This window comes from Pseudonocardia broussonetiae, assembly GCF_013155125.1.
Lineage (GTDB): Bacteria > Actinomycetota > Actinomycetes > Mycobacteriales > Pseudonocardiaceae > Pseudonocardia > Pseudonocardia broussonetiae.
Map to the genome: position 1 here is coordinate 5,573,433 of NZ_CP053564.1, position 13,503 is coordinate 5,586,935.

The window sequence follows — 13,503 nt, forward strand, 5'->3', positions numbered from 1 at the left end:
CGGCCCCTCAGAAGCGCGGCAGCACGGTGGCGTCGGCGAGCCGCTCGTCCACCCGGTAGCGCAGCAGGTCCACGACCGACACCACTCCCTCGACGCGCTCGACGAGGCGCGTCGCGAGCTCGGTCTCGGCCCGGGTGTCCAGCTCCCCGGTCAGCGTCACGACCCCGTCGGCGACGCTCACCGTGATCCGCACCGGTTCCACCAGCAGCGCGCGACCGAGCACCTCGTCCACCACCTCCGCCCGGATCGCGGAGTCGTCCCGGTGGAACACGGCGAGCAGGTCGGACCGGCCCAGGACGCCCACGACCCGTCCGTCCTCCACGACGGGCAACCACGACACGCCGTGCTCGCGCATCGTGCGGGCGGCCGCGGCGACGGAGTCGCCAGGTGCGGCCGTCCTCACCCGGGCAGTCATCAGCGCCGCCGCGGTCGCCGCCCCGGCCTTGACGGTGGAGGGGCCGCGGTGCACGTGGCGGGGGCGCCACCACTGGCGGCGTGCCTCGGTCCCGGCTCGCTCCAGCGTGACGAGCAGGTCGGCCTCGGACACCACGCCCAGCAGGCTGCGGTCGGTGTCCAGCACGGGCACCGCCCGGACGGCCGCCCGGGCGAACACGTCCGCCACCTCGGCGAACGTGGCGTCCGGGGGCACCCACCGGACGTCGGTCGTCATCACGTCGGCCACGGTGCTGCGTCTCATCGGGTCCTCCTCATCCTCCACCAGCGGTAGCCGGCACCGCCATCGCGGTGACCGGGTCGAGCTCCGGTCCGGGCACCGGGACGGGGCGCACCACCGTCACCGGACAGTGCGCGTGCAGCACGCACCCCAGCCCGACCGAACCGAGCAGCGCGCTCGCGACGACTCCCCGGCCGCGGTGGCCCACCACCAGGTGGTCCGCCGTGTCGGCGGCGTCGAGCAGGAGGTGCACGGGCGAGCCGGACGCCGCGACGACCTCCACGGCCACGTCCTCGGGGACGGAGAGCCCCAGCCGCGTCGCCGCCTCGTCGACCCACGCCCGCGCGGCCGCCGTGATCTCGTCGAGCAGCCGGGGAGAGGCGGGTACCGGGATCGGCCCGTAGACCGTGGGCCAGACCTCCGGGGGCGCCACCGCGGTCACGACCCGCAGCCGCGCTCCGCGACGGGCCGCGTCCCCCAGGGCGAAGTCCAGGGCCGCGACGGCGCCGGGCGAGCCGTCCACCCCGACCACCACCAGACCCCTCACGGCATCTGCTCCGGTGCGTCGGGACGGTCGTTCCCGTGCTCCTCGGGGTGGGGCCACAGACCGATCGCGCTCGACGGCGGCGTCGGCCACCGGCCCGCGCTCTCGATGCGGTACCCGGCCGGCGGGACGACCACCGAGTCACGGTCGTTGCCCACCCAGCGCACCCGGAACCGGGCCGGTCCGGGCCCGTCGAGCTGCTCGACGATGCGCCCCCAGCGCCAGCCCCGCTCCAGCGCCGGAACGGGCACCACCAGCCAGTCCCCCGCCGGTGCACGCGATGTCGTCCCTGTGGTCATGAGGTCACCTCCGGGGTCCACGCTGCCCCGGCAGCACGACGCTGCGGCAGCGGCGCAGGTCCCCCTGCCGCGGGCCGGAAGTCCCCGGTCCCGCTCGCCCGGCCCCGCTCGCGGCGAGGAACACCAGACGGTCCCCCGGGATGCAGCTCGCGCACCTCCCGTCGTGGTGGCGGCGACGCTCGTCGTGCAGGTGCTGCGGGAGACGGTCCGGCGAACCAGGTGTCCGCAGCCGGCCGTCGCGGGCGGTCGACGGCCGAGCGCCCGGAGGCGGGTGAGTAGCCGTGGGCGGAGGTCGCCGGCGACGGAGGGGCCGCGAGCACTGCTCCCCAGCACGCTCGCGGCCCCCGCCACGAGGTGGGGCTCCTGCGCCGTCCGTCACGGCGGGGATCCGCTCCCTCGTGCGCCGGCTCCCTCCCGGCCGCTCCCAGCATCGTCGACGCACACCTCCGTGGTCAGGGGCCATCGGACGGACGAGCCGGGCCGGAGGTCCCGTCCTCGGCCCCCGCGGGACCACCGACCCGGTCGGGACCGGACCGACGACCCTGTCCCGGTCCGCTGCACCGATCGACGATGGAGCGATGAGGAACTCGACCGTGGCGGACGTCATGACGCGCCGCCCGCTGACCGCCCGGCCCGCCATGCCGCTCAAGGAGCTCGCCAGGGTCCTCACCGAGCACGGCATCAGCGCCCTGCCCGTGCTCGACCGCGACGACCGCGTCGTCGGCATCGTCTCCGAGCGCGACCTGCTGTCCGAGCAGGCCGAGCCGAGCCCCCGGCGTGCGCGCTGGTGGCAGCGGCGCCGCACCAGGCAGGAGATCCGCCGCAGCCCCGGGGGCACCGTCGGTCACGTCATGACCGAGGATCCGGTCACCGTCTCCCCGCGGGCGACGCTGGCCGAGGCGGCCGGTCGGATGATCGAGCACGAGGTGAAGCACCTGCCGGTGGTCGACGAGCACGGGGCGCTCGTCGGGATGGTCAGCCGGGGCGACCTGGTGCGGAGGTTCGTGCGCAGCGACGACGAGATCCGCGCGGACGTGATCGACGACGTGCTCCTGCACGTGCTCTGGATCGACGCCACTCAGGTCGAGGTCACGGTGACCGACGGCATCGTCACGCTCGCCGGGACCGTGGACCTGCGCAGCACGGCCCAGATCGCCGAGCGCCTGGTCCACCGCCTCGACGGCGTCGTCGACGTCGTCTCCGCACTCACCTACCTCACCGACGACGGCGGCCTCGAGGGCCGGCCGCCGCACACCCCCCAACCCGCGGCCACACCCACGACGGACCGGACGGGGATCACGACGTGATCGAGGCCAAGCACTGGAACGTCGGCATCGTCATCGGCATCGGCATCGACGAGCACGACGCGCACACCCGCGCCACCGCCCGGCTGCGCACGCGTGACGGCGACCGGTGGGTCGGCCCGGGCGTTGGCGGATCTGGCCCAGCACCTGGTCGCGGCCACTGCCGCGGACGTCGGCGAGAACACTCGTGACCACGGCGGGCGGGCCGGGTCGCAGGCGCGCCCTTCCGTCACGAGACCGAGGAGACGATCCTGCTCGTCCACGACCGGCAGCGCGGTGAAGCCGCGCCTGAGCACCAGCTCCACCGCACGGGCGCCAGTGGGCCCGCGCCGACAGCACCGGCGTCGTCGTGACGTCACGCGCCTGCACGGCCCTCGCGTCATCCGGGATCGCCGCGCAGCACGGCGGTGCGGCGCCGGTACTCCTCCTCGTCGATCTCCCCGCGCGCGAACCGCTCGGCGAGCACGTCGTGCGCCGACCCGGCCTCGTCGTCCCCCCGACCGGCGACCGCGACCGACGCGCCCACGACCAGCAGCACCACGACGACCGCGGCCGCGAACCACCAGAACACCATCCCACCGGCCATCCAGGGCATCACCATCCCCACCGCCCCCCGTGCACGCGGGGAGTGGCACCCCTGCCGCCACGGCGGTGGCCGGCCCCCCGCCTCCGATCCGGGCTGGGTCCGGTCATGGTGTCCTCCTCCGACAGAACGCGGCATCGACGGCTCGCCCCGAGCGTGAGCGTCCGTCGCGCCCGCCACCAGGGCCACAACTCTCCGTTCCGCGGGACTTCCTACCCCGCCTGCCGTCCGAACCGGTCGTGGCCGCAGGCCGGATCGGACGACTCGTCCGGAAGGCCCGTACGGGCGCCCACGCACCGCGGAACCACGGGCCGGGCGGCCCACCCACGCAGGGCCCTCCGTCCCGGTCCGAGGTGCCGTTGGGACCTGGCCGGCCCGCCCTGCCGCGCGCACTCTCGAGCCCGATCGCCCGACAGGAGGACCACATGATCGAGGACGTGCCAGACCTGCCCGCCGGGATCGTCGGGCTGCGCGCCACCGGGACGATCTCGCGGGAGGACTACGAGACGGTCGTCGCGCCGCTCGTCGACGGCGCGGCGAGGTCGCGGGACCGGCTGCGCGTCCTGTGCGTCCTGGACGAGGGGTTCGCCGGGGTCGCGCCGGACGCCATCGGCGAGGACGTGCGCCTCGGCCTGCGGGCGGTCCGCCTGATGGCCGGGTGCGCCGTCGTCACCGACGACGAGCGCCTCCGGACGGCCTGCCACATCGCCGGCGCCCTGCTGCCCTACCCCCTGCGCGCCTACCCCGCCCCGGAGCGCGACGAGGCGGTGGCGTGGTTGGGTGGGCTGCCTGTCAGCGGGTTCGCGGTCGAGGTGCGACCCGAGGACGGGGTCGCCGTCGTGCACCTCGACCGGCCGCTGCGCGCCGGGGACGTGGAGGTGCTCAGCCGCGAGATCGACCGCTGGCTCACCACGCACGCCGACCTCACGGGCCTGGTGGTCGTCGCGCCGGTCTTCCCCGGGTGGGACAGCCTGCAGGCGCTGCGCCGGCACGCCGGGTTCGTCCTGCGCCACCACCGCCGCATCGAGCGCGTCGCCGTCGTCGCCGACGGTCTGCTCCCCGCTCTCGCGCCGCCCCTCGCCGGCACCCTGCTGCACCCCCGGGTGCGGCACTTCCGCTTCGACGAGGAGTCGGCGGCGATCGCGTGGGCCGGCGCCGGCCGCACTGCCGCCGCACGGGCATGAGCCACACCCACCTGGGCGTCCCGTGGACGCACGGCGGGCAACCACCGGAGCACCCCGTCGTCGCCCGCTGACGGTCGTCGTCTCACTGGAGGCGATCTTCCTCTCGGCGTTCGTCATGATCGGGCAGAACAGGCAGGCCGCGTTCGCCCAGGCCGAGGCCGACCACGACGACGCCGCCGAGACCCTGGAAATCCGCCGCAACACCGAGCTGACCCGTGAGGTCCACCGCCTCACCGTCGGGGTGCCCGGCGGGTGGTCGACGGCCCGCCCGGGTGAACCGGGAGCCCCCCGCCGCGACGCGCCGCGCCGCTCACCCGGGCGGTGGGCCGTCCGCCCGCGACCCGGGAGTGGCCGGTGCTCGGGTGCCGTCCCCCGCGACCGCGACGTCGCTCCACCCGCCGGACGTCACGCCCGGTCCGACGACCGCGACGGGGCAGGCCGCGCCGTGCACGAGCACCGCACTCACCGAGCCGTGGACGAGCCCGCCGAGCTCACCGAACCCCCGCGACCCCACGACGACGAGCTGGGCCCCGCGGGACTCGGCCAGCAGGCGCTCCCCGGGGTCCCCCTCGGTGACGACGACCCGCACGGGCACCTGCGGGTGACTGCGGCCCAGGACCTGCAGCCGCGCCCCGACGGGCGAACCCTCGGCCTCGGCGTGCACGGCGACGAGGGGGACCCCGCGTGCGGCCGCGGCCCGCAGTGCGAACGCCGCGGCGACGCCGGAGACAGGCGTGGCGTCGACCCCGACGACGACCGGCAGCCCGTCCGTCACCGATCCCCGCACGATCACCACCGGGCACGTCGCCGCGCGGACCAGCGGCGCGGCGACCGAGCCGGCCAGCGCGGCCTCCAACCGTCCCGCTCCGCGGTCGCCGATCACGACCACCGCAGCACGGTGCGACTGCGCGACCAGCGCCGGTCCGGGCTCCCCCGGCACGACCACCTCCACCGCGTCCACACCCGCCGGCACAGCCGCCCGTGCCTCGTGCAGCACCTCCTCCACGGCGCATCGGCGGCCGGCCCGCCCGGGCAGGTGGTCGCCCACCAGACCGCTCGCGGCGACCAGCCTCAGTCCCGTCCGCCGGCGCGCGGCCTCTGCCCCGGCCCACCGCACGGCGTGCAGCGCGTGAGCCGACGCGTCGACCCCGACCACCACCGGTCGGTCATGGTGCTCGTTCTCCATGCCTCCACCGTCGCTGCTGCGTCCCGGCACCGCTGCGGCCGGGAGGCCCCTTGCGAACGGGCCGGACGGTGCCGCGGACGGGACCGACGGCCCTCCCCCGCAGCCGACGCCGGCGACGGCCGCCACGACCTCGCCGTCGTCGACACCCGGCGCAGCCGACCCCGACCGCCGGCACAGTGACGGCCACGTCCGTGACGGCCGCTCGGGCGAGGTCGAGGTCCGGCCCGCAGGCGTGGTGACCGGTGGCGGGGTTCGGGGTGTCGATGGGCGTCCTCCTCGCCGGAGGACCGGGCATCGCTCCCGGCGGCTTCGCCCGGGTCGGGAACAGCGGCACGCCGCCGGCTCGCGGGACCGGCGGCACGCCGCAGCACCACGGGCGGCTGCACGCTCGTCACGGCAGCGCGGCCAGCCATCCGAGCAGGTGCCGGGCCAGCTCGTCGGGTACCGAGAGCTGGGGCAGGTGACCGGCACCTGCCAGCTCGACGTAGCACCAGTGCGGGTGGCGGCGGGCGAGGCCGCGGGACGCGTCGACGGGAACGAGCCGGTCGCGGTCGCCGTGCACGAGCAGCACCGGCACCCGGACCGCGGCCAGCGCGGCGCGGTAGGGGCGCGCGTGCACCAGGGCCCACGCCAGCGACCGCGAGGCGGACAGGAACGCCCGGTCCATCCCGGCGACGTCGGACTGGCGCGCGACCAGCCCGACCGCACGCTCGACGAGGTCGGCGGGAAGCCGGTCCGGGTCCACACCGCCGAGCAGCAGCGTCTCCCGCAGGGTGGCCGCCGCCCCGATCCGCTCGCGGCGCCGGCGCCGCAGCCGTTCCCCGACGCCCGGCAGCGCGTGCAGCGCCAGCACAGCGCCCGACCGCGGCGAACCCAGCACCCGGGCGGGTGCGGGCAGCGCCGGGGCGACGAGGACCAGTGCCCGGACGAGCTCCGGTGACCGGGCGGTGACGAGCGCGCCGACCAGCCCGCCCATCGAGTTGCCGACGAGCACCAGCGGCGGGTCCGCCACCCGCCGGACGAACCGGGTGAGCGCCTCGACGTTGCGCCGGACCGTGGCGGGCCGTCGCGACGGGGCGCTGAGCCCGAACCCCGGCAGGTCGACGGCCAGCACGCGGGCGCGCGCGACGAGGGCGGGCGCCAGGAGGTCCCAGTTGAGGTGCGAGCCGCCCAGACCGTGCACGAGGACGAGGGTGCCGAGCTCCGCGGCGCCGCCGAAGTCGACGTGGTGGAGCTCGTCGGTCATCGCGCACCCGGTCGCCCGGCCGGGGTCCCGCCCCGCGCGGCGGGCGCCCGACGCGGGGCGATCCGCAGGTGCCCGCCGATCCAGAAGCAGGCGACGATCGCGGCGGCCGCCAGCAGTGGCCCCTTCACCTCCGCGGGCGCCGGGACCGGCCGGGCCGCGGTGGCCAGCACCATCAGCACCGGCCCCTGCACCACGAAGGCCGTGAACGCGGCCGCGACCCACCGCCGCGTCCGCCGTCCGGTGACCGGGAACCGGTGCTCGGCCGCGCCGACCAGCCACACCGACCCGGCCACGACGAGGATCCCCTCGACGGTCGCGGTCGCCAGCGCCTCGGCGTTCCACCCTCCGAGGAAGGGCGTGACATCGCGGGCGAGGTCGCGCACGCCGACGGCCAGCGCCAGGACGGGCAGCAGCACCAGGGTCACGGCGGTCGCGGCACTGCAGGCACGGCGCACGCCGTCCGGTACGTGCTCGGCCCAGCCGTGCCGTGCCACGACCACCCCGAGCGCGAACATGCCGAGGCACTGCGGCCACTGCCACAGGTGCAGGTCCAGGACCTGGCCGCTCCGCGCGGGGAAGGCGAGCCGCACCGCGAAGGACGCCACGGCGACGGCTGCGGCGGCGACGGCGACGTGCGCGAGCCCGAGCGGTCGGACCGGGGGGTGCGGGGCACGGCGGACGACGAGGCGCCAGAGCACCAGCCCGACCGAGTAGAGGAGCAGGACCAGCGCGAACCACAGCGACCCGGAGTCCAGCAGCGGGTCACGGCCGCGGAGCACGTCCCAGAAGGTGACGTCGCGACCGGCCGCGGCATGGGCCAGCCACACCGACGCCGGCCACACCAGCAGCGCGGACACCAGCCACGGCAGCCCCAGACGCAGCACCCGGTCGCGCAGGTAGCGGCGCGGGCCGCGGCGGGCCAGGGACCGCTCGGTGACCAGGCCCGCGACGAAGAAGAACACCCCGATCACGAACAGGCCCGACGGGCCGAGCAGCGCCACCAGCACCAGCTCCGAGGCGGGGTTGAAGGTGACCTCGTTGACCTCGTCGTAGGCCCACCCGCCGACCGCGGAGTAGCCGAGCAGCGCGTGCCCGCCGATCACCCAGGCGACGAGGATGGTCCGCAGGACGTCGAGGTGCGGGGAGCGCCCCCCGGCCACGCCGGGCCGGGACCGCGCCGCCACCCGGTGGCGGACCGACCGGTGGAGTGCGGACGCCCGGGCGGGCGGTCGCTTCATGGCCACGGGACCTCCCTGGACGGTGGCGGTGCGCAGCTCCGATCCTCGGGCGGCAGCGGTCGGCGCGGCAGAGGCGATGCGACCGACCCGGGCGGGCCCTTCGGCCGGGGTCACGGCCGCCCAGCTCCTCCGCCCGGACGAGCGACTCCTCGACGTCGTCCACACCGACGGAGAAGGTCACCCAGGGCGTCACCCCGGGCGGCACCGCCGTGATCCCCCGCCGATCTCGACGTGCACGACCGGGCCACCCCGAAGGCCCTGGCAGCCAGGGCCGGACGGACCTGGCGGCCGGCCGGTTCGGCGGCACACGCTGTCGGCGCCGCCGCCGGGCGGTACCCGGACCGAGGAGGAGGTCGCCGTGCCACCGTTCCTGACGGCCGCCGTCGAGCAGGCCCTGCGGGCCCCGTCGGTGCACAACACCCAGCCCTGGCGGTGGCGGATCGGGGCGGACGCCGTCGAGCTGCACGCCGACCCCGACCGGCACCTGCCGGTGACCGACCCCGACCGCCGCGACCTGCTCCTGAGCTGCGGGGCGGTCCTGCACCACCTGACCGTCGCCCTCGCCGCAGCCGGCGCCGCCGCCGTCGTCGACCGCCTCCCCGACCCCGAGGACTCCACGCACCTCGCGACCGTGTCCGTGGGCCCGGGACCGGCCACCGGCGCCGAGCTGTACCCGGCGATCGCGCAGCGCCGCACCGAGCGCAGGCGGATGAGCCACCGCCCGATCCCCCAGGAGCTCCTGGCCGGTCTCGCCGCACGCGCCGCCGCGACGGGGGCGGTCCTGCTCCCGGTCACCGGGCCCGAGGCCCGCGCCCGGCTCGTCGAGACGTTCCGGCGCGCGGGTCAGCTGCAGCGCTGCGCCCCCGGCTACCCGGCCGAGCTGCGGCTGTGGACCCACCGCCTCCCCGGCGCCCGGGACGGCGTGCCCGCCGCCGCGCTCACCCGGGCCGGGCCCCGCGCCGCAGCGGCGGCTCCGCTGCGCGCGTTCCCGGACGGGCAGCTGCGGCAGGGAGCCCAGCAGAAGGGGCACGACGGCCCCGACGACGGAGCGGAGTACCTCGTCGTGGCCACGACCGGCGACACCGTCCTCGACCGGCTCCGGGCCGGCGAGGCCACGAGCGCCGTGCTGCTGGCGGCGACCCTCGCCGGCCTCGCGACCACACCGCTCAGCCAGGCGACGGAGGTCCCCGCCGTCCGGCAGGCCCTGGGGAGCAGCGTGCTGCGGGTGCCCGAGCAACCCCAGCTCGTCCTGCGCATCGGCTGGCCGGCCACCCACGCCGACCCGCTCCCCTCCACGCCACGCCGTCCGCTGCCCACGGTGCTCCTGGCCTGAGCACGTCCGGGCGGGGAGCCGCCGCCGTCAGCGGCGAACGGCCCTGCTGCCACCGCCCTCCGACCCTGCGGGCGCACCCCGCTCGGCCGTGGCCGTCCGTGGCCGGTCCCGGCGATGATCCGCATGGACGGGTTTCCTGCAACCGGGATGAGGTGGCGCGGTGCACGTCGACCCTCTGCTCGGCTCCGGGATCCGGGTCCACCTCCCCACGCTCGCCCTGTCGGTGGCGGTGCTGACCGTCCTCGTGCTCGTCGGCGCGTTCCTCCCGCGGCTGCCGGGTCCCCTGCTCGCGGTGCTGCTCGCCACGGCGGCGAGCGTCGTGCTCGACCTGCCGGGCCACGGGGTGTCGGTGGTCGGTGCGGTGCGCCACCGGGACTCCCGTCGTTCGCCCTCCCGGCGGTGGGCGCGGCGGAGCTCGCCGCCCTGCTGCTGCCCGCGCTCGGCGTCGCCCTGGTCGTGCGACGAGCTGCGGAGCCGGGGCGTCCCCGTCGCACTGGCCCGCGCCGAGCACGAGCTGCTCGAGGACCTCGGGCGCCTCGGGCTGCGGGAGCGCACCGGCGAGGACCGGATCTTCCCCACCCTCCCCACCGCGGTGGAGGCCTACCGACGGGAGTCGGCGTGTCCGTGACGGTACCGACCCGCACCGAGCACTACCGGGATGCCGACGCACCACCGGCCACCGTCGTGGTGCCGCTCGTGTACGCGGTGGTCCGCGACGCGGCCGCCCGGCTCCTCCTGGTCCGCCGCGTCGACACCGGTGACTGGGAGCTCCCCGGTGGCCGCGTCGATCCCGGGGAGTCGGCCGTGACGGCGCTCGTCCGTGAGGTGGCCGAGGAGAGCGGCCTGGTGGTCGACGTGCAGGGCGTGTCGGGCCTGTACTCCGACCCCGGTCACGTCGTGGAGCAGGCCGGGGTCGTCCGGCAGCCGTTCGCCGTCTGCTTCCACGCGACCGCGCAGCCTGGCGCTCCCCGGCCCGACGGGTGCGAGACGAGCGAGGCGCAATGGTGGGACGTCGCCGACGTCGGCGGGTTGCCGATGCACCCCGCCGTGCGGCGGCGGGTGCGCGACGCGATCGGGCGGCCCGACCGGATGCACCTGGGGTGAGGAGCGTTCAGGTCCCCGGCGCGGTCAGGTCCCCGACAGCAGGTCGGCGGGCGGCGCGGCCGCCATCGCAGGTCCGACCACGACGACCGGGCACTCCGCGAACTCGACGAGGCCCCGGCTGGTGGACCCCAGCAGCATCCCGGCGGCGCCGGGTGCGGACGCGGGCAGCCGCCGGTGCCCCACGACGATCATCCGGGCCGTGCCCGCGCGGTCGAGCAGCGCCCGCAGCGGCGAGTCCTCGTCGACGTCGCGCTGCACCTCGATCCCCGGGTGCGTGGCGGTGACCCGGGCGAGCTCGGCCTCGAGCAGGTCGCGGGCCTCGGCCTCCAGCACGGGCCAGTCCTCGGTCCGGCGGTGGGCCGCCCCGTCGCTCGCGGCGACGACGTCCGACCAGACCCGCACGGCCATCAGGCGCGCACCCATCGCCCCGGCCAGCCCGGCTGCGACGTCGAGGGCCGCACGACCGGCCGGGGATCCGTCGACGCCCACCACGACGGGGCCGCCGCGGGGCGGCGGCACGCGCGGCGAAGCGCCCCGCACCACCGCGACCGGGCACCGGACGCGCTCCAGGAGCGCGAGCGCGACCGAGCCCGCGAGCATGCCGGACCACGCGCCGTCCCCGTAGCTGCCGAGCACGAGCATCGCGGCACCGTCGGCGCAAGCGGTGAGGACGCCGACGGGCTCGCCGGGTCGCACCTCGGCGACGCAGTCGCGCACGCCCAGTCGCCGTGCGGTGGCGCGCAGCTCCGCCAGCCACACGGGCAGCACAGCGATCGGCGCGTCCTGGTAGGAGCCCGGCACCACGTGCACCAGGTGCAGCGGCTCGCCCTGCCCGGAGGCGAGGTCGGCAGCCCACTCGGCAGCCTCACGGGCGGAGTCCGAGGCGTTCACCCCGACCACGATCGTCCCGTCCCTGCTCGCGTCCATCTCGATGCTCCTCCGTCGGTCGTCCTGCGTGCGACCAGCGTCACCACGTCGAGCGGGACGGCACAGGGGCGGCGGACCGCGGTCCTCGGGACCAAGGACCCGGACCTCGCCCCCTCCGTGTCGCCCTCGCCACCGCGCACCTCGCCGCGCACGTCCGCCGGCTGCCGACACCGAGGGACCGCGGACACCTGGCGACCGTGCGGGTCGTCGACGGGCCGCCCGAGAGGGGACTCGCGGAGCTCGGCCGGTACGTCGAGGAGCGCCGGACCGGGGTCGGGCACCCGGGGCCGGACCCGGGCCGGATCGAGCCGACACCGCGCCGGACGCTCGACGAGGTCCTGCTGCGCTGACGCGCTGCGCACCGGCGTGGCTCGGGACCCGCGACCGCAGCCGACGGGCCGTTCGGCCCTGCCGGCGTGTGGGCGGTGCGGGTGAAGGTCATCTCGAGCCGGATCACCGGCACCGAACGCTCGGAGGAGCGATGACCCTCGACCTCGCACGGTGGCAGTTCGCGATCACCACCGTGTACCACTTCCTGTTCGTCCCGTTGACGATCGGGCTGTCCCTGCTCGTCGCCGGCATGCAGACCGCCTGGTACCGCACCGACGACGAGCGCTACCTGCGCATGACGAAGTTCTGGGGCAAGCTGCTGCTGATCAACTTCGCCATGGGCGTCGTGACCGGCATCGTCCAGGAGTTCCAGTTCGGCATGAGCTGGAGCGACTACAGCCGCTATGTCGGCGACGTCTTCGGCGCCCCGCTGGCCATCGAGGGCCTGCTCGCGTTCTTCCTGGAGTCCACGTTCCTCGGACTGTGGATCTTCGGCTGGGACCGCCTCCCGAAGCGGCTGCACCTGGCCTGCATCTGGCTCGCCTCGATCGGCACCGTCCTGTCGGCCTACTTCATCCTCGCCGCGAACTCGTGGATGCAGCACCCGGTCGGCTCGGTCGTCAACGACGAGCGGGGACGCGCCGAGCTGGTCGACTTCGGTGCCGTGCTCACCAACTCCACGGCAGTCGGAGCGTTCCTGCACACGATCACCGCGTGCTTCGTCACCGGCGGGATGTTCGTGATCGCGATCAGCGCCTGGCACCTCGGCCGCGGCCGGCACCCCGAGGTCTTCCGGCCCTCGATGCGCCTCGGACTGGTCACCGTGCTGATCGCGAGCCTGGGCGTCGTCGTCACCGGCGACCTGCAGGCGCGCCTGATGACCGAACAGCAGCCGATGAAGATGGCCGCGGCCGAGGCGCTCTACGACACCGTGGCGCCCGCGTCGTTCTCGCTGGTCACCGTCGGCTCGCTCGACGGGTCGCAGGAGCTGTTCAGCGTGCGTGTGCCGCGCATCCTGTCGTTCATGGCCACCGGGTCTTTCGACGGCGAGGTCGAGGGCATCAACCAGCTCCAGGCGGCCGCCGAGCGGGCCTACGGTCCCGGCGACTACACGCCGAACATCCCCGTGACGTACTGGACCTTCCGGCTCATGATCGGTTTCGGGATGCTGGCAGGCCTGATCTCCGTCGTCGGGCTGTGGCTGACCCGGCGCCGCGCCCGCCGTCCGGTGCCGCGCTGGTTCTACGTCGCCGGGGTTGCCGGGCTGGTGCTGCCGTTCGCGGCCAACAGCGTCGGTTGGATCTTCACCGAGATGGGGCGGCAGCCCTGGGCGGTCTACGGGATGCTGCGCACCGCCGACGGCGTCTCCCCCTCGGTCGGCACGCCGATGGCGCTCACCTCCCTGATCGTCCTCACGCTGCTCTACGGCGCGCTCGCGGTCGTCGACGGCTACCTGATGGTCCGCTACGCCGAGGCGGGGCCCCCGCCCGTCGCCCCGGAGTCCCCCGCCGACACCGACGAGCCGCGGCCGCTGGCCGTGGCCTACTGAAGG

At 76.1% G+C, this 13,503-nt stretch carries 16 protein-coding genes and 2 pseudogenes; 9 read left to right on the forward strand and 9 right to left on the reverse strand.

Annotated elements, in window-relative coordinates; all coding sequences use genetic code 11:
- Window positions 1-7: 7 nt before the first annotated feature.
- The 3 genes from HOP40_RS27010 to HOP40_RS27020 are packed head-to-tail and all read right to left on the reverse strand — an operon-like array spanning window position 8 to window position 1,516.
- Window positions 8-697 carry a CBS domain-containing protein gene (locus tag HOP40_RS27010; RefSeq protein WP_172163747.1) on the reverse strand — a complete coding sequence of 230 codons (690 nt, stop codon included), beginning with the start codon at window positions 695-697 and terminating at the stop codon, window positions 8-10.
- Between the two features lie 10 nt (window positions 698-707).
- Window positions 708-1,220 carry a universal stress protein gene (locus HOP40_RS27015; protein ID WP_172163750.1) on the reverse strand — a complete coding sequence of 171 codons (513 nt, stop codon included), beginning with the start codon at window positions 1,218-1,220 and terminating at the stop codon, window positions 708-710.
- A complete protein-coding gene (locus HOP40_RS27020) occupies window positions 1,217-1,516 on the reverse strand; it encodes a DUF1918 domain-containing protein (protein ID WP_172163753.1) in 300 nt (99 codons plus the stop codon). Before HOP40_RS27020 ends, HOP40_RS27015 begins: the two co-directional genes overlap by 4 nt.
- A 578-nt stretch (window positions 1,517-2,094) precedes the next feature.
- On the opposite strand from HOP40_RS27020, the gene HOP40_RS27025 reads away from it, so the two are divergent.
- Window positions 2,095-2,823, forward strand: a complete 729-nt coding sequence (locus HOP40_RS27025) for a CBS domain-containing protein (RefSeq protein ID WP_172163756.1) — start codon at window positions 2,095-2,097, stop codon at window positions 2,821-2,823.
- Window positions 2,820-3,011, forward strand: coding sequence for a dsRBD fold-containing protein (locus HOP40_RS27030; protein ID WP_172163759.1), 192 nt, complete (start codon window positions 2,820-2,822; stop codon window positions 3,009-3,011). The genes HOP40_RS27025 and HOP40_RS27030 overlap by 4 nt, the downstream gene beginning before the upstream one ends.
- A 45-nt stretch (window positions 3,012-3,056) precedes the next feature.
- On the opposite strand, the pseudogene HOP40_RS36855 reads toward HOP40_RS27030, so the two are convergent.
- A pseudogene (locus tag HOP40_RS36855) lies at window positions 3,057-3,203 on the reverse strand (hypothetical protein); the annotation flags it as partial.
- The gene (locus HOP40_RS27035) at window positions 3,200-3,421 is read right to left on the reverse strand and encodes an SHOCT domain-containing protein (protein ID WP_172163762.1); all 222 of its coding nucleotides are present in this window, start codon (window positions 3,419-3,421) and stop codon (window positions 3,200-3,202) included. The gene HOP40_RS27035 and the pseudogene HOP40_RS36855, both read right to left, overlap by 4 nt.
- A 407-nt stretch (window positions 3,422-3,828) precedes the next feature.
- Here HOP40_RS27035 and HOP40_RS27040 point away from each other — a divergent pair, with 407 nt between their 5' ends.
- Window positions 3,829-4,587, forward strand: a complete 759-nt coding sequence (locus HOP40_RS27040) for a SpoIIAA family protein (protein ID WP_172163765.1) — start codon at window positions 3,829-3,831, stop codon at window positions 4,585-4,587.
- A gap of 115 nt (window positions 4,588-4,702) precedes the next feature.
- Window positions 4,703-4,762: pseudogene (locus tag HOP40_RS36115) on the forward strand (DUF1003 domain-containing protein); the annotation flags it as partial.
- Window positions 4,763-4,897: 135 nt separating this feature from the next.
- Here the strand turns inward: HOP40_RS36115 and HOP40_RS27050 are convergent.
- From HOP40_RS27050 to HOP40_RS27060, 3 genes are all read right to left on the reverse strand, one after another.
- Complete coding sequence (locus HOP40_RS27050; protein WP_172163768.1) at window positions 4,898-5,773, reverse strand: universal stress protein; 876 nt, start codon at window positions 5,771-5,773, stop codon at window positions 4,898-4,900.
- 391 nt (window positions 5,774-6,164) lie between these two features.
- A complete protein-coding gene (locus HOP40_RS27055) occupies window positions 6,165-7,019 on the reverse strand; it encodes an alpha/beta fold hydrolase (protein WP_172163771.1) in 855 nt (284 codons plus the stop codon).
- A complete protein-coding gene (locus tag HOP40_RS27060) occupies window positions 7,016-8,257 on the reverse strand; it encodes an acyltransferase family protein (RefSeq protein WP_172163774.1) in 1,242 nt (413 codons plus the stop codon). The genes HOP40_RS27055 and HOP40_RS27060 overlap by 4 nt, the downstream gene beginning before the upstream one ends.
- A gap of 358 nt (window positions 8,258-8,615) precedes the next feature.
- On the opposite strand from HOP40_RS27060, the gene HOP40_RS27065 reads away from it, so the two are divergent.
- The 3 genes from HOP40_RS27065 (at window position 8,616) to HOP40_RS36125 (ending at window position 10,694) form a co-directional block, all read left to right on the forward strand.
- Complete coding sequence (locus HOP40_RS27065; protein WP_172163777.1) at window positions 8,616-9,590, forward strand: Acg family FMN-binding oxidoreductase; 975 nt, start codon at window positions 8,616-8,618, stop codon at window positions 9,588-9,590.
- Window positions 9,591-9,750: 160 nt separating this feature from the next.
- Window positions 9,751-10,218: a hypothetical protein gene (locus tag HOP40_RS36120; RefSeq protein WP_172163780.1), complete on the forward strand. Its 468-nt coding sequence runs from the start codon at window positions 9,751-9,753 to the stop codon at window positions 10,216-10,218.
- Window positions 10,215-10,694: an NUDIX hydrolase gene (locus HOP40_RS36125; RefSeq protein WP_275691314.1), complete on the forward strand. Its 480-nt coding sequence runs from the start codon at window positions 10,215-10,217 to the stop codon at window positions 10,692-10,694. Before HOP40_RS36120 ends, HOP40_RS36125 begins: the two co-directional genes overlap by 4 nt.
- 24 nt (window positions 10,695-10,718) lie before the next feature.
- On the opposite strand, the gene HOP40_RS27080 is transcribed toward HOP40_RS36125, so the two are convergent.
- Complete coding sequence (locus tag HOP40_RS27080) at window positions 10,719-11,621, reverse strand: universal stress protein (protein WP_172163783.1); 903 nt, start codon at window positions 11,619-11,621, stop codon at window positions 10,719-10,721.
- 197 nt (window positions 11,622-11,818) lie between these two features.
- On the opposite strand from HOP40_RS27080, the gene HOP40_RS27085 reads away from it, so the two are divergent.
- Together HOP40_RS27085 and HOP40_RS27090 are read left to right on the forward strand one after the other, a co-directional pair.
- Complete coding sequence (locus HOP40_RS27085; protein WP_172163786.1) at window positions 11,819-11,971, forward strand: hypothetical protein; 153 nt, start codon at window positions 11,819-11,821, stop codon at window positions 11,969-11,971.
- A 131-nt stretch (window positions 11,972-12,102) separates the two neighbouring features.
- Window positions 12,103-13,500, forward strand: coding sequence for a cytochrome ubiquinol oxidase subunit I (locus tag HOP40_RS27090; protein ID WP_172163789.1), 1,398 nt, complete (start codon window positions 12,103-12,105; stop codon window positions 13,498-13,500).
- Window positions 13,501-13,503 lie beyond the last annotated feature (3 nt).

Bases quoted from the DNA above. Each gene is read 5' to 3' on its own strand.
- HOP40_RS27010 (WP_172163747.1), bottom strand. From the start codon at position 697: ATGAGACGCAGCACCGTGGCCGACGTGATGACGACCGACGTCCGGTGG.
- HOP40_RS27020 (WP_172163753.1), bottom strand. From the start codon at position 1,516: ATGACCACAGGGACGACATCGCGTGCACCGGCGGGGGACTGGCTGGTG.
- HOP40_RS27025 (WP_172163756.1), top strand. From the start codon at position 2,095: ATGAGGAACTCGACCGTGGCGGACGTCATGACGCGCCGCCCGCTGACC.
- HOP40_RS27035 (WP_172163762.1), bottom strand. From the start codon at position 3,421: ATGGTGATGCCCTGGATGGCCGGTGGGATGGTGTTCTGGTGGTTCGCG.
- HOP40_RS27040 (WP_172163765.1), top strand. From the start codon at position 3,829: ATGATCGAGGACGTGCCAGACCTGCCCGCCGGGATCGTCGGGCTGCGC.
- HOP40_RS27050 (WP_172163768.1), bottom strand. From the start codon at position 5,773: ATGGAGAACGAGCACCATGACCGACCGGTGGTGGTCGGGGTCGACGCG.
- HOP40_RS27055 (WP_172163771.1), bottom strand. From the start codon at position 7,019: ATGACCGACGAGCTCCACCACGTCGACTTCGGCGGCGCCGCGGAGCTC.
- HOP40_RS27060 (WP_172163774.1), bottom strand. From the start codon at position 8,257: ATGAAGCGACCGCCCGCCCGGGCGTCCGCACTCCACCGGTCGGTCCGC.
- HOP40_RS27080 (WP_172163783.1), bottom strand. From the start codon at position 11,621: ATGGACGCGAGCAGGGACGGGACGATCGTGGTCGGGGTGAACGCCTCG.
- HOP40_RS27090 (WP_172163789.1), top strand. From the start codon at position 12,103: ATGACCCTCGACCTCGCACGGTGGCAGTTCGCGATCACCACCGTGTAC.